The organism is Sphingomonas sp. P3_C6 (assembly GCF_056402595.1).
Window position 1 is genome coordinate 150,650 of the sequence record NZ_JBFUHB010000001.1, and the last position, 17,060, is coordinate 167,709.

The 17,060-nt window shown below is 65.7% G+C and carries 15 protein-coding genes and 1 tRNA gene; 10 read left to right on the forward strand and 6 right to left on the reverse strand.

Features of this window, described 5'->3' with window-relative positions:
- Window positions 1-7: 7 nt before the first annotated feature.
- The 5 genes from AC1DT7_RS00660 to AC1DT7_RS00680 all read left to right on the forward strand — a co-directional run bounded on the left by AC1DT7_RS00660 (window position 8) and on the right by AC1DT7_RS00680 (window position 5,409).
- Window positions 8-874, forward strand: coding sequence for a fumarylacetoacetate hydrolase family protein (locus AC1DT7_RS00660; protein ID WP_478033528.1), 867 nt, complete (start codon window positions 8-10; stop codon window positions 872-874).
- Entirely contained in the window at window positions 871-1,620 is a 750-nt protein-coding gene (locus AC1DT7_RS00665; RefSeq protein ID WP_478033529.1) for an SDR family NAD(P)-dependent oxidoreductase, read from the forward strand. The genes AC1DT7_RS00660 and AC1DT7_RS00665 overlap by 4 nt, the downstream gene beginning before the upstream one ends.
- A gap of 58 nt (window positions 1,621-1,678) precedes the next feature.
- Complete coding sequence (locus tag AC1DT7_RS00670) at window positions 1,679-2,569, forward strand: amidohydrolase family protein (RefSeq protein ID WP_478033530.1); 891 nt, start codon at window positions 1,679-1,681, stop codon at window positions 2,567-2,569.
- A 174-nt stretch (window positions 2,570-2,743) separates the two neighbouring features.
- Window positions 2,744-3,802: an L-rhamnose/proton symporter RhaT gene (gene rhaT, locus AC1DT7_RS00675; protein WP_478033531.1), complete on the forward strand. Its 1,059-nt coding sequence runs from the start codon at window positions 2,744-2,746 to the stop codon at window positions 3,800-3,802.
- Complete coding sequence (locus tag AC1DT7_RS00680; RefSeq protein ID WP_478033532.1) at window positions 3,799-5,409, forward strand: glycoside hydrolase family 43 protein; 1,611 nt, start codon at window positions 3,799-3,801, stop codon at window positions 5,407-5,409. The genes rhaT and AC1DT7_RS00680 overlap by 4 nt, the downstream gene beginning before the upstream one ends.
- A 171-nt stretch (window positions 5,410-5,580) precedes the next feature.
- Here AC1DT7_RS00680 and AC1DT7_RS00685 read toward each other — a convergent pair whose 3' ends face one another.
- The 4 genes from AC1DT7_RS00685 to AC1DT7_RS00700 all read right to left on the reverse strand — a co-directional run bounded on the left by AC1DT7_RS00685 (window position 5,581) and on the right by AC1DT7_RS00700 (window position 9,025).
- Window positions 5,581-6,009, reverse strand: a complete 429-nt coding sequence (locus AC1DT7_RS00685; RefSeq protein WP_478033534.1) for a YbaN family protein — start codon at window positions 6,007-6,009, stop codon at window positions 5,581-5,583.
- Window positions 5,981-6,568 carry a biliverdin-producing heme oxygenase gene (locus AC1DT7_RS00690; protein WP_478033536.1) on the reverse strand — a complete coding sequence of 196 codons (588 nt, stop codon included), beginning with the start codon at window positions 6,566-6,568 and terminating at the stop codon, window positions 5,981-5,983. Before AC1DT7_RS00690 ends, AC1DT7_RS00685 begins: the two co-directional genes overlap by 29 nt.
- 358 nt (window positions 6,569-6,926) lie before the next feature.
- A tRNA-Thr gene (locus AC1DT7_RS00695) sits at window positions 6,927-7,001 on the reverse strand.
- Window positions 7,002-7,228: 227 nt separating this feature from the next.
- A complete protein-coding gene (locus tag AC1DT7_RS00700; RefSeq protein WP_478033537.1) occupies window positions 7,229-9,025 on the reverse strand; it encodes an aminopeptidase P family protein in 1,797 nt (598 codons plus the stop codon).
- A gap of 108 nt (window positions 9,026-9,133) precedes the next feature.
- Here AC1DT7_RS00700 and AC1DT7_RS00705 point away from each other — a divergent pair, with 108 nt between their 5' ends.
- Complete coding sequence (locus tag AC1DT7_RS00705; RefSeq protein ID WP_478033538.1) at window positions 9,134-11,197, forward strand: S9 family peptidase; 2,064 nt, start codon at window positions 9,134-9,136, stop codon at window positions 11,195-11,197.
- On the forward strand, window positions 11,197-11,586 hold the full coding sequence (locus AC1DT7_RS00710; protein WP_478033539.1) for an acyl-CoA thioesterase: 390 nt from the start codon (window positions 11,197-11,199) through the stop codon (window positions 11,584-11,586). Before AC1DT7_RS00705 ends, AC1DT7_RS00710 begins: the two co-directional genes overlap by 1 nt.
- Before the next feature lie 144 nt (window positions 11,587-11,730).
- Here the strand turns inward: AC1DT7_RS00710 and ppc are convergent, their stop codons facing one another.
- Together ppc and AC1DT7_RS00720 are read right to left on the reverse strand one after the other, a co-directional pair.
- On the reverse strand, window positions 11,731-14,403 hold the full coding sequence (gene ppc / locus AC1DT7_RS00715; protein WP_478034229.1) for a phosphoenolpyruvate carboxylase: 2,673 nt from the start codon (window positions 14,401-14,403) through the stop codon (window positions 11,731-11,733).
- A gap of 223 nt (window positions 14,404-14,626) precedes the next feature.
- Window positions 14,627-15,193 carry an HNH endonuclease gene (locus AC1DT7_RS00720; protein ID WP_478033541.1) on the reverse strand — a complete coding sequence of 189 codons (567 nt, stop codon included), beginning with the start codon at window positions 15,191-15,193 and terminating at the stop codon, window positions 14,627-14,629.
- A gap of 106 nt (window positions 15,194-15,299) precedes the next feature.
- Here AC1DT7_RS00720 and gluQRS point away from each other — a divergent pair, with 106 nt between their 5' ends.
- The 3 genes from gluQRS to AC1DT7_RS00735 are packed head-to-tail and all read left to right on the forward strand — an operon-like array spanning window position 15,300 to window position 17,048.
- On the forward strand, window positions 15,300-16,202 hold the full coding sequence (gene gluQRS / locus AC1DT7_RS00725) for a tRNA glutamyl-Q(34) synthetase GluQRS (protein ID WP_478033542.1): 903 nt from the start codon (window positions 15,300-15,302) through the stop codon (window positions 16,200-16,202).
- A 9-nt stretch (window positions 16,203-16,211) separates the two neighbouring features.
- Entirely contained in the window at window positions 16,212-16,445 is a 234-nt protein-coding gene (locus AC1DT7_RS00730) for a twin transmembrane helix small protein (protein WP_478033543.1), read from the forward strand.
- 18 nt (window positions 16,446-16,463) lie between these two features.
- Window positions 16,464-17,048, forward strand: a complete 585-nt coding sequence (locus AC1DT7_RS00735) for a cob(I)yrinic acid a,c-diamide adenosyltransferase (RefSeq protein ID WP_478033544.1) — start codon at window positions 16,464-16,466, stop codon at window positions 17,046-17,048.
- Window positions 17,049-17,060: the final 12 nt, after the last annotated feature.

Consider the following 17,060-nt stretch of genomic DNA (forward strand, 5'->3'; position numbering starts at 1 on the left):
CCTCCCCATGAAATTGCTGCGTTACGGCCCCGTCGGCCAGGAAAAGCCCGGTCTGATCGATAGCGACGGGAATATTCGCGACCTTTCTAGCCATGTCGCCGATCTCGGCGGCGTCGAGATCTCGCCCGCCGGTCTGGAGAAGCTCGCTGCGATCGACCCGGCGTCGCTGCCGCTGGTCGAGGGATCGCCGCGCTACGGCACGCCCGTCGCCGGCACGCGGAAATTCATCGCGATCGGCCTGAACTTCGCCGAACATGCCGCCGAATCCAACCTGCCCGAGCCGGCCGAGCCGATCTTCTTCACCAAGGCGATCTCCTGCCTGCAGGGGCCGAACGATCCGGTGATGATCCCGCGCGGTTCCGAAAAGACCGACTGGGAAGTCGAGCTGGGCGTCGTGATCGGCGCGCGCGCCTCCTATGTCACCGAGGACGAGGCGCTCGACCATGTCGCCGGCTATTGCACGATCAACGACGTGTCGGAGCGCGCCTATCAGCTGGAGCGCGGCGGCACCTGGGACAAGGGCAAGGGCTGCGACACCTTCGGTCCGGTCGGCCCCTGGCTGGTGACGAAGGACGAAGTCGGCGACGTGCAGAATCTCGGCATGTGGCTGGAGGTCAACGGCAAGCGCGTCCAGGACGGCAGCAGCAGCACGATGATCTTCGGCGTGGCCAGGCTCGTCTCCTATGTCAGCGAGTTCATGACGCTCGAGCCGGGCGACATCATCACCACCGGCACGCCCAAGGGCGTCGGCATGGGGCAGAAGCCCGATCCCTGGTTCCTGAAGGCGGGCGATGTGATCGAGCTCGGCATCGAGAAGCTGGGGCAGCAGCGCCAGGACGTGGTGGCCTGGAACCCGAACGGAGCGGCTGCGTGACACTCTACTCGGGTCGATTCGAAGGACGCACAGCGATCGTCACCGGCGGCGCATCGGGGCTGGGCCGCGAGGTCGCGCGCCGGATCGTCGCCGAGGGCGGGCGCGTGGTGCTGTGGGACCTGCAGGCGGATTGGGCGAATGAGGCGAAGGAGGATGTCGGCGCGGTTGCCGCCATCGCCTTCAACGTGGCCGACAATGACGCGGTGGTGCGGGCGACCGAGGAAAGCGTCGCGCTGCTCGGCCATATCGACATATTGGTTAACTCGGCGGGCATCACCGGGGCGACCGCCCCGGTCGATGCCTATCCGATCGACAGCTGGCTGAGCGTGATCGGCGTGAACCTGAACGGCCTGTTCTATTGCTGCCGGGCGGTCGTGCCGCACATGGTGGCGAACGGTTATGGCCGGATCGTCAACGTGGCCTCGGTCGCGGGCAAGGAAGGCAATCCCAACGCCTCGGCCTATTCCGCGTCCAAGGCGGGGGTGATCGGCCTGACCAAGTCGCTGGGCAAGGAACTGGCGACGCGCGGCGTGATCGCCAATGCGGTGACGCCGGCGACCTTCGACAGCCCGATCCTCGAACAGCTCCCGAAGAGCCAGGTCGAGTATATGCTGTCGAAGATCCCGATGGGCCGGCTCGGCGACGTGAAGGAGACCGCGGCGATGGTCTGCTTCATGGCGTCCGAGGAATGCAGCTTCACCACCGCATCGACCTTCGACACCTCGGGTGGGCGGACCACCTTCTGACCGACGGCTTTTGAGCATCCGCCACCGGCAAGGGCCGGGGCGGAACCGGGAGAGAAACTTGCGCGACCTGCCGTTCATCGATCCGCATGTGCATCTCTGGGACCTGTCCCGGGACCGCTATGCCTGGCTGTCGCCGCCGTTCGGCGATAGCGGGCCGAACGGCAATACGCAGGACATCGCATGCGACCAGCTGCTCGACGATTACCTGGCCGAGGCGGCGCACTGGAATGTCGTCGGCATGGTCCATCTCGATGCGGGCGCGGCCCATCCGCTCGCCGAGACCGACTGGCTTCAGGACATGGCGGATATGCGCGGCATGCCGAACGGTATCGTCGCCAACGCGGCCTTAGACGACCCGAGCGTCGAGGCGCTGCTGGCGGACCACGCCCGACGGCGCAATGTGCGTGGCATTCGCCAAATCGTGAACTGGCACAGCGACCCGAACCGCACCTATACGCCGCGGGACGTGACTGGGGACGCGGCCTGGGCGCGGGGGTTCGGGATGCTGGCGAAATATGGCCTGTCGTTCGACCTGCAGGCCTATCCCGACCAATTCGCCGGTCTTGCCCGGCTGATCGAGCGGCATCCCGACACGCCGGTGATCATCAACCATGGCGGCATGGGCGTCGATGGTGACGAAAGCTGGCGCGCGGCGATGAAGACGGTCGCGGCGCTGCCGCATGTATCGATCAAGATCTCCGGTCTTGGTTTTGTCTATCGGCCGTTCACGGCGGGCGCGGTGCGCGACCGGGTGCGCGAGGCGATCGATATCTTCGGCACCGACCGGGCGATGATCGCGAGCAATTTCCCGACCGACCGGCTGTTTGCCGATTTCGATACGACGCTTGGGGCGCTGGCCGAGGCTGTCGCCGATTTCAGCGAGGACGAGCAGCGGGCGCTGTTCGCGCGGAACGCCAACCGGATTTATCGGCTCGGGCTGGATGTTTAGAGCCGGGTTCCCCCCACGCACCCATCTGCGTCACCCCGGACTTGTTTCGGGGTCCATCGAGGTGCGGGCGCTGCTCTCTCCAAAGATGCGCTGCGCCTCGCCGCGGAATGGACGCCGGAACAAATCCGGCGTGACGACCTACAAGTTGGCCAGCCAGGCCACCGGGAGAAACACATGAACGCGAATCCGCTGCTCGGCGTCTTCTTCCACTGGCTGGGCGGGCTGTCCTCCGCCAGCTTCTACGTTCCCTATCGATCCGTGAAGCGCTGGTCGTGGGAGATTTACTGGCTGACCGGCGGCATCTTCTCCTGGCTGCTCGCGCCCTGGTTCTTCGCCTCGATCCAGACCAACGACCTGCTCGGCGTGCTCGGCGCGGCGCCCACGCCGGTGATCGTCTGGCCGATCGTCTTCGGCATGCTCTGGGGATTCGGCGGCCTGACCTATGGCCTGACCATGCGCTATCTCGGGCTTTCGCTCGGCATGGCGGTGGTGCTGGGGCTGTGCACGGTGTTCGGCACCCTGATCCCGCCGCTGTTCCAGGGCGATTTCGCCGCGAAGCTGCTCGACACGCCGAGCGGCAACATCATCCTGCTCGGCCTGGTCATCACCATGGCGGGTATCATCGTCGTCGCCATGGCCGGCGCGCGCAAGGATGCCGCTCTTTCGCCTGAGCAAAAGGCCGCTGCCGTCGCCGAATTCGATTTCCGCAAGGGCATCGCGGTCGCGGTCTTTTCCGGCATCATGTCCTCCTGCTTCGCCTTCGGCCTTGCCGCGGGCGAGCCGATCAAGGCGCTGTCGGCGGCCGCCGGCACCGGACCGCTCTGGACCGGCCTGCCGATCCTGTGTCTGGTGATGTTCGGCGGCCTGATCACCAACGCCCTGTGGTGCGCGTATCTGATCGTGAAGAACCGCAGCGCAGGCCAATGGGTCGGCGGCGGCGAGGCGGTCGGTGCGCCCCTGCTTGCCAATTTCCTGCTCTGCGCGGTCGCGGGTACGGCCTGGTATTTCCAGTTCTTCTTCTACACCATGGGCGAGAGCCAGATGGGGCGCTTCGGCTTCTCGTCCTGGACCTTGCACATGGCGTCGATCATCATCTTCGGCACGCTCTGGGGCTTTGCCTTCCGCGAGTGGAAGGATGCAGCACCACGGGTGCGCGCCACAGTCTGGAGCGGCGTGGGGCTGCTGGTGCTCGCCACCATCGTCATCGGCTATGGCAACAGCGTCGCGCTATGAAGGCTGTGTTGCTTTCCCTCGCCGCATTCGGCCTGATCGCACCGCTGGCCGGTGCGGCGGCGCCCGAAAAGGCGACCTACAGCAACCCGATCCTGTTCGCCGATTATTCCGACCCGGACATGATCCGGGTGGGCCGCGACTATTATCTCGTGGCGTCCAGCTTCCACTTCTCGCCCGGCATTCCGATCCTGAAGTCGCGCGACCTCGTCCACTGGACGATCATCGGGCATGTCCTGCCGAAGCTCGATTTCGCGCCCGAATACGACATGCCCGGCCCGCATACGCTGACCGACAAGATCTCCAAGCCGATCGGCGGCACGCGCTATGCCGGCGGCGTATGGGCGCCGTCGATCAGGCACCACAACGAAAAATTCTACGTCTATTGGGCGACGCCGGACGAGGGCATCTTCATGTCCACCGCGACGCGCGCGGAAGGGCCATGGGCAAAGCCGGTCAAGGTGATCGACCAGCCGATGCTGGAGGACCCCTGCCCCTTCTGGGATGACGACGGCCAGGCCTGGCTGGTCCATTCACGCCACGGCGCGGGGCCGCTGATCCTCCACAAGATGAGCCCCGACGGGACCCGCGTGCTCGATGCCGGCACGGTGATCGTCGAGGACAAGGTCAACCTGCCGATCCTCGAAGGCCCCAAATTCTACAAAAGGAACGGATATTACTACATCTTCGCGCCGTTTGGCGGGGTGGAGAAAGGCGCGCAGGTCGCGCTGCGTGCGCGCAACATCCGGGGCCCGTATGAATGGCGGGTCGTGCTCGAACAGGGCAGCACGAAGCTCGAGGGCCCGCACCAGGGTGGCTGGGTCGAGACGCCGTCGGGCCAGGGCTGGTTCGCGCATTTCAACTCGACCGGTGCCTTCGGACGCATCGTGCATCTCGAGCCGGTGAAATGGGTCGACGACTGGCCGGTGATGGGCGACCCGATCCCCGGCAAGACCAGCGGGCAACCGGTCGCGACCCATGCCATGCCCGATACAGGCAGCCCGTCTACCAAAGACCGGTTGCAGGATTCGGACGAATTCGCGAGCGCGAAGCTCGGCCTGCAATGGGAGTGGAACCATAATCCGGACAATACCGCGTGGAGCCTGACCGAACGCCCTGGTTTTCTACGGCTGACCGCCGGGCCGGCCGAGCATCTCGTCACCGCGCGCAACACACTGACCCAGATTCTCCAAGGCCCGAGCCGGTTCACGACGCGGATCGACATCACCGGCATGAAGGACGGACAGCGCGCCGGCCTTGCCCTGTTCGGCGTGCGCCCAAGCTGGATCGGGGTGGTGCGAGACAAGGGTGCGGCACGCGTGACGTTCGCCTCCGAAGGCGACGAGACGCCCGGCCCGAGCGTCACGGCACAGGCGATCGAACTCCGCGCCGAGGTCGGGATCGAGCAGACCGTTCGCTACAGCTACAGCCTGAACGGCAAGGCGTTCATCCCGATGGGCGATGCGATCCCCCTCGCCCGCTTTTCCTGGTGGAAGGGGTCGCGGCCCGCGCTGTTCAGCTTCACGCGCGCTGCGCCGGGTTCGGCACGAGGCTGGATCGATGCCGACTGGTTCCACGTCGAGCGATTGCCCGTCCGAAAGCCTGACTAGGCCAGCCCGCACCTTTCTCTGGCAGGCGATGGAGGGGGCCTGCGCAGCTTTTGGCGTTCCTTGCCTGCCCGTAATAGATCTTGTTCTCGATCTTCCAGGCGCCATCCACCTCCAGCAGCACGAAATAATCGGTGGAGATCATCGCATCGGATATCGTCCCTCAGAAGTGGCTCAGGGGCATTGCCGAGGCGACGGACGCGTCGCGATCCATGTCGCGCAGAGCATCAGCGCGACCGAGACCAGCGCCAGCACCACAAGCCCCGGATGAACGCCGATCACGAAGAGAGCGAGCCCCAAGGCCATGCCAGCACAGGCAGCGATCTTGCCGCGCCTGGGAATCGCCCGTTCCGCGCGCCAGGCGCGCAGGCTCGGTCCGAAGCGCGGATGATCGAGCAGCTTCGCCTCGAGCCGCGGCGAGGAGCGCGCGAAACAGCCGGCCGCCAGGATCAGGAAGATGGTGGTCGGCATCAACGGCAGCAGCGCGCCGATGATGCCCAGTCCGACGAACAGAAACCCGAGCAACAGCCAGCCGACGCGCAGGGCGCGGGAACGCTGCCGCGGGGGATCCTGCTCACTCAAAATGTCTGTCCACCAGTTCATGCACGCGGATGAAGGCGTTCCGGCCGCCCTCGACCACACGCCGTTCCTCTTCGGCCCCTAGATCGAGCCCGTCGAGCGCCCCGGTGAAGTCACGCCAGTGCCGCGCGCGTCCGTCCGGATGCCCGGCAAGGTGCCGTGCGCCGAAATCGCCGTCCAGCCCCAGAGCGGCGGCCGCCTTGTAGAGAAAGGCGGCGCCAAGGTTCGATCCTTCGGCGACGTAGAGCCAGCCCAGGGCGGTCGACCGGTCGATCGAACCCAATACGAAGCGGGACGGTGCATCGACCGGAGGCGGCGCCAGATCGAGGTCGGACAAATCGTCACCGATCTTTCCGATGCGGTCACGGTCTGCCAGGTCGGGCAGCAGCGCCGCCAGCGCCGGATCCTGGTACAGTGGCGTCAGCTCGCGATGGAACGCATATTGGACGGCGAGGAACCGGCCGTAACTGGTGCGGCTGGCGAACGGCGCGGCGGCCATGATCCGCGAATCGAGCCGCTCATGCGTATCGCCGGTCGCGGCTTTCAGCCGTTTCGAGCGTGGCGCGGCCAGGGTGTCGGTCATTGTCGATCCTTCGAACCGGACCTTCACGCCGACCGCGCAGAACCCGTTCCTTGCCGTTATCTTATTTGCGATTCGCTCGCAACAATGGCGGGTATGCCCTGTCGGATGTCAGGGGGCGACCTGCTTGACCGGGCGAACCAGGGAGAAACGCCGAGGTCGTCGGCGGCGACGCGGAAGCTGTCATGGCGCGTGATCGCGGTGAAGGCGTTTAGTTCGACCAGGGTCGGGCGACCATCATGGCGAAACACCACCATGCAGTGCCGGATTATTCGGACGGCCCGCACAGCGTTACCCCGGAGATTCCGGGCAGAATCGGCGAGGGCCCCTTTAGGGGGAGGTCACGATCGTATCGGGAAAATGGTGCTGCCGGTGAGGATTGAACTCACGACCTCAGCCTTACCAAGGATGCGCTCTACCACTGAGCTACGGCAGCATTACCGGTCCGGGAGCCTCACGGCCATCGGCGGAGCGCGCCTAAGAGACGAGGGCGGCGGGATTGTCAAGGCAGAGCTGGCACAGGATAAGGCGGCATGGCCGATAAGGACAAGAAAGCGGCGCGCCTTGCCGCCGCGTTGCGCGAGAATCTGCGGAAACGAAAGGCCCAGGCACGGGCGAGCGATTCGCCGCCCGCCCAGGACCCAGGCCCCGGTATCGACGATTCTAGCCGATAGGCGCGCACTTGGCCGTCAGCCATTCCAGCTCGTCGCCCGTCATCTCCGGTCCGAGAATCGCCAATACCCGGGCGTGATAGGCGTTCAGCCAATCGCGTTCGGCCAGCGTCAGCAGATCGGCGACGATCAGCGAGCGCTCGATCGGGCAGAAGGTCAGCGTTTCGAATCCCAGCATCGGCTCGTCGCCGCCTGGGATGATTCGTTCCTCGACCAGAATCAGATTCTCGATTCGGATGCCGTATTCTCCGGCCTTGTAATAGCCAGGCTCGTTCGAGATGATCATGCCGGCGCGCAGCGGCTCGGACGGGCCGCCGCCCGGATAATTGGGCTTGGCGATTCGCTGCGGCCCTTCATGCACCGCCAGATAGGCGCCGACGCCGTGGCCGGTGCCATGCGCGAAATCGAGGCCCGCCTCCCAGAGCGGCCGACGCGCGAACGAATCGAGCTGCCCGCCATTGGTGCCCTGCGGGAAGATCGCGGTGGCGAGGCCGATATGTCCCTTGAGCACGCGGGTGAAGCGGTCGCGCATCTCCTCCGTCGGCGCGCCGATGGGGAGGACGCGGGTCACGTCGGTCGTGCCGTCGGCATATTGGCCGCCCGAATCGACCAGATAGAGCTGCCCCGGCTCGAGCGGCGCGTTCGATTCGGGAGTCGAGTGGTAGTGCGGGCTCGCGCCATGCGCGCCAGTCGCCGATATCGTGTCGAACGACGTATCGCGCAGCACGCCTGTCGCCTCGCGGAACGCCTGCAGCTTCGCGACGCAGGAGAGTTCGGTCTGCCCGCCCTTCGGCGCTTCCTCCTCGACCCATTTCAGGAACCGCGCCAAGGCCGCGCCATCGCGCACCGAGGCGGCACGGTGTCCGGCGATCTCGACCGGGTTCTTCATCGCCTTGGCCAGCACCACGGGATCGCGGAAGCTCAGTACCGTCGCGCCGCCCGCCTCGAGCCGGGAGAAGATCGCCGACACCGCGCGTTCCGGATCGGCGGCGACACGCTTGCCGGCATAGGCACCGAGCGCGTCGGCGAACTCGTAGCGATCCCGGACGCGCACTGCGTTGCCGAGATGCTGGTGCACCTCGTCGCCCATCTTTTCCGGCGCAACGAACAGGTCGGCGGTGCCGTCCGCATCGACGATCACATAGGCCAGCGCGACCGGCGTGTGCGCCACGTCCTGCCCGCGCACGTTCAGGGCCCAGGCGATCGAATCGAGCGCCGAGAGCACCACTGCATCGGCCTTGCGCTCGGCCAGCCAGTCGGCGATCGCCGCGCGTTTCTCCGCCGAGGATTTGCCGGCGCGGTCGTCATCCTGCACCGCCAGCCTGGCGTCCGAAGGCTGGGGCCGGTCGGGCCACACGGCGTCGATCGGGTTGGTGTCGACCTCCACCAGCTCGGCTCCGCGCTCAGCCAGCGCCTTGCGCGCTTCCTCGACCCAGCCGCGCGTGTGCAGCCACGGATCATAACCGACACGCGCGCCCGCCGCGGCATGCGCGCCGAGCCACGTCGCGATGCTGGTGGCAGGCACCGAGACATACTCCCAGTTCGCGCCATCGACCTGCTCGCGCACCTGCAAGGTGTAGCGCCCGTCGGTGAAGATCGCCGCTTCCTCCGGCAGTACCACCGCGCTCCCGGCCGATCCCTGGAAGCCGGTCAGCCAGGCCAGACGCTGCGCATAGGCGCCGACATATTCGCTCATATGCTCGTCGGTCAGCGGCACGACGAATCCGTCGAGCCGGTCGCGCTTGAGCTGGTCGCGTAATGCGGCGAGGCGGTCCTGATAGGTGGACATTGGAACGATCTCCGTTCGCCCCGAGCTTGTCGAAGGGCTGTTCTTCCTCTTTAGACGGTTAGAAGAAAGTGCAGGGCTTCGACAAGCTCAGCCCGAACGGAGTTTGACTTGACCGATACGCCCACACCCCCCGTCGCCGAGCAGCGCCCGCACAGCTTCACCACGCACGGCATCACGATCGAAGACCCCTATGCCTGGATCAAGGACCCGGGTTACCCCGAGGTGACCGACAAGGACGTGCTTGCCTATCTCGAAGCGGAGAACGCCTATTTCGAGGCGGTGATGGCACCGCACAAGCCGCTGACCGACCGGCTCTATGAAGAGATGAAGGGCCGCATCAAGGAAGACGACAGCTCGGTCCCGCAGAAGGACGGCGACTGGTTCTACTGGACGGCGTTCGAGACCGGCGGGCAGTATCGCAAATGGTGGCGCAAGCCGGTCGCGGGCGGCCCCGACGAGCTGATTCTCGACGAGCCGGCGCTGGCCGAGGGCAAGGAATATTTCCGCCTCGGCGCATTCTCGATCAGCAACAATGCAAAGCTGCTCGCTTATGCGATCGACGACAATGGATCGGAGCGGTTCGAGGTTCGGGTCAAGGATCTGGAGACCGGCGAGCATCTGCCCGACGTGATCCCGGGCATGCTCTCCGAGATCGTGTGGACCGCCGACGACAGCAGCTTCCTCTACGGCCTGGCGAACGAGCAGTGGCGCACCGACAATGCGCGCCTGCACAAGCTCGGCACGCCGATCGCCGACGATATCGAGCTGTTCAAGGAAGCCGACGAAGGGTTCCGGGTCGGCGTCAGCGAGACCAGCTCGCGCAAGTGGATCGTCATCGCCAGCGGCGATCATGTGACGAGCGAGGTGTATCTCCTCCCGGCCGACAATGTCCTCGCCACGCCGATCTGCGTCTCGCCCCGGAAGGTCGGCCGCGAGTATGATGTCGACGAGCATGACGGCACGCTGTTCATCCACACCAACGACGTGGATCCGAACTTCCGCCTCTGCACCGCGTCGATCGACGCTCCGGGTGAGTGGAAAGAGCTGATCGGCCCGTCGAAGCATTTCTACATGACCGGGGTCGATTGTTTCCGCGACTTCTTCATCGTCGACGGACGCGAGGACGGGCTCGATCAGATCGAGATCCACCGCTACGATTCGTCGATCGCGCCGCAGCGTATCGTCTTTCCCGAAGCGAGCTATGATGCGGGTCTCGGCAACAATCCCGAATATGCGATGGACGTGCTGCGCGTCGGCTATGAATCCATGGTCACGCCCGGCACCGAATATGATTACGACGTCGCCACCGGCACGCTGACGACGCTCAAGGTGCAGGAAATCCCGTCGGGCTATGACGCGGAGAAATATCGCACCGAGCGACTGAAGATCACTGCCCGCGACGGCACCGAGGTGCCGGTGTCGATCGTCTATCCCAAGGATTTCCCGAAAGACGGTTCAGCGCCGCTCTTCCTCTACGCCTATGGCGCCTATGGCTACGCCATCCCGCCGGGCTTCTCGACCGGGCGGCTGAGCCTGCTCGATCGCGGCTTCGCTTATGCCATCGCGCATATCCGCGGCGGGGACGATCTCGGCCAGCAATGGTATCTCGACGGCAAGCTGGAGAAGCGGGAAAACACCTTCAACGATTTCGTCGATGTGGCGAAGGGGCTGATCGCTCAGGGCTGGACCAGTGCCGGCAAGATCGCGATTGCCGGCCGGTCGGCCGGGGGCGAGCTGATGGGCGCGGTGGTCAATTCCGATCCCGAGCTGTGGGGTGCGGTGATCGCGGACGTGCCATTTGTCGATGTGCTCAACACCATGCTCGACGAATCGCTACCGCTGACGCCGGGCGAATGGCCCGAATGGGGCAATCCGATCGACGACAAGGCAGCGTTCGAGCTGATCCGATCCTATTCGCCCTATGACCAGGTCGCGGCGCACGCCTATCCGCCGATGTTCATCTCGGGCGGTCTCAACGATCCGCGCGTGACCTATTGGGAGCCGGCCAAATGGGCCGCGAAGCTTCGCGCGACCAAGACCGACGACAATCTGTTGCTGCTCAAGACCAATATGGGTGCCGGCCATGGCGGCAAGTCCGGGCGGTTCGAGAGTTTGCGCGAAGCGGCGGAGGAGCATGCGTTCGTGCTGTGGCAGATGGGCGTGGAGGGGTAATGGCCTTCACCCTCCCCAGGACCGCGACCGACGCCGACATCGACGAACTCGGCCACGTCAACAATGCGGTGTGGGTGAAGTGGATTCAGGACATCGCGGTCGCGCATTGGGCGGCGATCGCGACCGCGGAACAGCAGGACGCCTATATCTGGGTCGTGACCCGACATGAGATCGATTATCGCGGCAATGTCGGCCCGGGCGAGACGGTGACGGGCGAGACCTGGGTTCCGGAACCGCCAAGGGGTGCGCGGTTCGACCGGCATGTGCGGTTCACCGGCGCCGACGGCAAGGTGAAGGTTGAGGCAGTGTCGACCTGGGCTCTGCTTGATCGGGCGACGGGCAGATTGCTCAGGGTGAGACCCGAGCTGGCGGCGCCTTTTCTTTCTTAATTCCTCCCCGTAACGGAGAGGGGGACCAGCGAAGCTGGTGGAGGGGCTTGAGCGCGGGGCAGACGTTCCGCGCTCCAAGCCCCTCCACCACCCGCTGAAGAAGCGGGCGGTCCCCCTCCCCGAGCAAGCTCGGGGAGGAATTGATCAGCCCGAATTCCGCAGCGCCGTCGCGATCGCGTTGATCGACAGCAGGATACCCTCACCGATCCGCTCGTCCGTCTCGCCCGCGCGGTGGCGTTTCATCAGCTCGATCTGCAACAGGTTGAGCGGCTCGATATAGGGCAGGCGCAGCCGGATCGACGCGTCCAGCGCCGGATGCTTCTGCAGCAGGCGCGACTGGCCGGTGATCTCCAGCAATCCGTCATGCGTCTGCTGCCAGCCACTACGGATCGCGCCGAACACCGTATCCGCCAGCGCCCGATCCTCGACCAGCGCCGCATAGCGTTCGGCGATGTCCATGTCGGACTTGGCGATCACCTGCTCCATATTGTCGAGCGTCGCCGCGAAGAAGGGCCAGCCCTGCGCCATCTCCGCGAGCAGCCCCTTGTCCTCGAATCCGGCGATCGCCTGGCCGACGCCGTACCAGCCCGGCAGCATGACGCGCGCCTGCGCCCAGCTGAACACCCAAGGGATGGCGCGCAGATCCTCGATCCGGTCCGACTTGGTGCGGCTTGCCGGGCGCGATCCGATCTTCAGGCCGGAGATTTCGGCGATCGGCGTCATCTGGCGGAAGAAGGTACGGAAACCTTCGGTACCGTAAACGAGATCGCGATAGGCCTTGAACGCACTCCCGGAGAGCGCATCCATCGCCGCCCCGAACCGCGCCGCCTCAGCGGGCGAGAGCGCATCCGGTTCGAGGCTGGCGAGCAGCGTGGCGGACGCCATCGCCTCCAGATTGGTCATCGCGCTCTCGCGCGTGCCGTATTTACCGGCGATCACTTCGCCCTGTTCGGTGATGCGGATTCGGCCCTGCACCGTGCCGGTCGGCTGCGCGCGAATCGCCGCGAAGGCCGAGCCGCCGCCACGCCCGACCGCGCCGCCGCGACCGTGGAACAGCTGCATCCCCACGCCTGCCTTGTCGAACACGGGCTTCAGCGCGGTCGACGCCTTGGAGAGCGACCAGGTCGAGGTGATATAACCCCCGTCCTTGTTCGAATCCGAATAGCCGATCATCACTTCCTGGAATCCGCGCGCGCGGGTGATCGCCCCAGCCTCGGGCAGGGCGAACCATTCGGTCATGATGCCCGGCGCCGCCTCCAGATCGCCGATCGTCTCGAACAGCGGCACCGCCATGATCGCGGCGCTCGGCGTCTCGCCTGGCCGGTACAGCCCGACCTCTTTCAGCATCACATTCACCTCGAGCAGGTCGGACACCGACTGCGCCATCGAAACGATATGCTGGGTGATGCAGGCCGGACCATATTTGGCATGAGCGTCGGCCGCGGCGCGGACGATCGCCAGCTCCGACGCCGTCTCGTCCGAATAGGTCGCGAAGGGGCTCGACAGCGGCCGGGCGTTGGAGAGTTCGTGCCGGAGCAGCGATACGCGCTGCGACTCGTCGAGCGCGAGATAATCGCCCTCGACACCGGCAACCTCGAGCAGTTCCGCCACCACGCGTTCCAGCACGGCGCTGTTCTGGCGCAGGTCGAGCGTGGCGAGATGGAAACCGAAGGTTTCGACCGCGCGAATCAGCCGCCCGAGCGCGCCGCCGGAGGACAGCGCCCCGCCGCCGCCGCGCAGGGCGCGGGCAATGGTGACCAGATCGGCGCGGAAGCTTTGCGGATCGGCATAGGGCTCACCGTGAAGCGGGCCCGGACGCGGTGCAGGCTTGCCGGTCAGCGCCAGATGAGTCGCCGCCAACCGGGCGTAGATGCCCGACAACGCGCGACGATAAGGCTCGTCGGCCCGGCTCGGCGCAGTGTCGCCACTCGCCTCGGCGAGCGCCTGTACGCCGTCGTCGGCCTGGGTGATGCCGGTCGAGATCGACAGCTCGGCCCCCAACGCGTTCACCGCGTCGAGATAATGGCCGAGCACCGCCTCGCAGGCCTTGGCCAGCGCGATCTTCAGCGATTCGGCGGTAACGAAGGGGTTCCCGTCGCGGTCCCCGCCGATCCAGCTCCCCGGCCGCAGGAAGCTCGGCGCGCGGGCGCCCAGGGCCCGGTCCCAGCGCTGATAGAGTGCCGGCAGCGCCGGCAGGAATATGTCGCGCAGATAGCTGAGCGCCGTCTCCACCTCGTCGGCGACGAACAGCCGCTCCTTGCGCAGCACCCGGGTCTGCCACAGCAGCGCGATCTGGCGCAGGATCGCCTCCTCCACCGCGTCACCCTCCGGTGTTTCGGCCAGCCCGGCATCCTTGAGCGTCATCAGTTCGGAGATGCGGTTGCGATGGTCGATCATGCTCTTGCGCCGCACCTCGGTCGGATGCGCGGTCAGGACCGGGGCGATGAGCGCATGATCGAGCAGCGCCATCACCGCATCATGATCGATGCCTTCGTCCGCCAGCCGCTTCAGCGCAGATTCGACATCAGCGCCCTTTTCGGACGCAACGCCCTGCCGGTCCTCGGCAAGGTTGGCGAGCATCGAGAACAGCATGAAGCCGCGCACGAAATCGAGCGTCTCGTCCAGGCTCAGCTGGTCGAGCCCGAGATCGACCGAATCCTTGCCGGCAACGCCGCGATGCCGGTCGACCGAGGCGGCGCGAATATATTCGGTGCGCCTGAACAGCGTTTCCCCGCCATAGGAGCGGATCACGTCGCCGAGCAGCTTGCCCAGGAAGCGGATGTCGGGGTTGTTCGCGATGGAAGGAAGATCGGCCATGATGCGATGCTGCATTGCGGCAGAGCCCGGGTCAACCGGAGAGGAGGCAGGGGTCCAAAACATCGGCATACCCCGTCACCCCGGACTTGGGCATACCCCGTCACCCTGGACTTGTTCCGGGGTCCCCGCTTCCGCAAACGCAACGGCAGCGCTTGTGGAACCATGGATGCCGGAACAAGTCCGGCATGACGTTCAGGCAAACGGCAGCTTGGGCAAGACCACCTCAAGCCTCCAGTTCGACGTCCCAATAGAGCCAGTCGTGCCAGGTCTCGTGCAGATAATTGGGCGGGAAGCGCCGGCCATGTTCCTGCAGGTGCCAGTTGGTCGGCCGGATCGCGCCGATGTGCAGCGGCATGCCCGCCTGTTTCGGGGTGCGCCCACCCTTCTTCAAATTGCAGGGTGCGCAGGCGGTGACGACATTCTCCCAGGTCGTGCGCCCGCCCTGCGCGCGCGGCACGACATGGTCGAACGTCAGGTCATGGCCCGACCCGCAATATTGGCATTCGAACTTGTCGCGCAGGAACAGGTTGAACCGGGTGAAGGCCGGAAAGGCGCTCGGCCGGACATAGGATTTCAGCGCGATGACCGAGGGCAGCTTAACCTTGTGGTTCGGGCTGCGCACCTCCCGCTCATATTCGGCGACGATATCGACCCTGTCGAGAAATACCGCCTTGATCGCGGTCTGCCACGGCCACACACTGAGAGGGTAATAGCTGAGCGGCGTATAATCGGCGTTCAACACCAATGCCGGGCAGCTGTCCGGATGTCGGATCAGATCGGGATGGTACACGCGAACGCCCCCCTTTTGCTTCCTGCGCGGCAATCGCCGACTAGGATGACGCCATGATGACAGCACAGCCCGCGACTCGCGGTCAAGAGCCGGTTTCGATGAGAAGGTGACTTCCGTTACCGCCCGATTCGCGCCCAGCCCTACCGGGCTGTTGCATATCGGCCACGCATGGTCGGCAATCCTTTCGCACGACCGCGCAAAAGGGGCAGGTGGGCGCTTCCTGCTGCGCATCGAAGATATCGACGGCACCCGCAGCCGGCCCGGCTATATCGACGCCATCGAGCGCGATCTCGCCTGGCTGGGCCTCGAATGGGACGGGCCGGTGCTGCGCCAGTCGGAACGGCTCGATCTTTACGGCGCGGCGATCGATCGGCTGAAAGGCCTGGGGCTGCTCTATCCCTGTTTCTGTACTCGCGCCGAAATCGCCGCGAGCCTGTCCGCCCCGCATGGCGATGCCGGGCCGGTCTATCCCGGCACCTGCCGCCACCTCGCCGAGGATGTTCGCGCGCGGCGTCAGGCGGGCGAGCAGCATGCATGGCGGCTGGATCTTGCCCGCGCGCTCGATCTGCTCTCTCCGGCTGCGGAGGAGATGCCGGATCAGTTCCGTCATGACGGGCGCCTGATCTGGCATGACGAGATCGCAGGCGACGTCGTCGCGATTCCCGAGATGCACGGCGACATCATCCTCGCCCGCAAGGACGCACCGGCCAGCTATCATCTCGCCGTCACCATCGATGACGCGGCGCAAGGGGTCACCCATGTGGTGCGCGGCCGCGACCTGTTCGCCGCCACCCATGTGCACCGGCTGCTCCAGGCGCTGCTCGGCCTGCCAACGCCCGCCTATCGCCACCATGCCCTGCTGGCGGACGACAGCGGCGAGCGACTCGCCAAGCGCAACGAGGCACCGACGCTCGAGGCAATGCGGGCCGCCGGCATCGACGGGCGGGCCCTTGCCGACGACCTGCGCGCCGGACGCCTGCCCATTGGCTTTCGGATGTCCGAGGCCTAGATACGTCCGATGAGCACCTTCCTCTTCATCCTGCTGATCGCGGCGATGCTCGCGACCGTCGCCATGTTGATCCGTGGCCTCGCGGTCTTCCTGCTCAACGCCAGCAACGAGGTGAAGGGTGAAGGCAGTGGGCCGAGCGCGTCGGCGCTCAAGTCGAACAAGATGATGCAGTACCGCATCTTCTTCCAGGCGATCGCGATCGTGATCGTCGTGCTGATCCTGTTCCTCGCCAGCAAGACCTGACCGTCCGGTCGGCCGGCCATGGTCAAGCTCAACAAGATCTACACGCGCACGGGCGACAACGGCACCACCGGGCTGGTCGATGGATCGCGCGTCGCCAAGAATGATCCGCGCATGGCGGCGATCGGCGATGTCGACGAGGCGAACAGCGCCATCGGCGTGGCGATCGGTGCGCTAGGGTCTGGCCGATATGCAGATGCGCTCACGCGCATCCAGAACGACCTGTTCGATCTTGGTGCCGATCTGGCCACGCCGGGCGAGGATTTCGCGCCATCGGAAATGACGCTGCGGATCGTCGCCGCACAGGTGGCCCGATTGGAGGACGAGATCGATGCGATGAACGCGGATCTTGCGCCGCTGACCAGTTTCATCCTGCCGGCGGGGGCCACCGGTGCCGCGGCGCTCCACCTCGCCCGCGCCATTACCCGGCGCGCCGAACGTACCGCCGTCGCCGCCGCGCAGATCGTCCCTTTGAATCCGCTCGCGCTTTCCTATCTCAATCGCCTGTCTGATTACCTCTTCGTCGCGGCGAGGCGGGTGAACAAAGACGCGGGTGGCGACGTTCTGTGGATTCCGGGCGCGTCCCGCGACCAGACAGGGCCGTAGCCAGGCTTGACT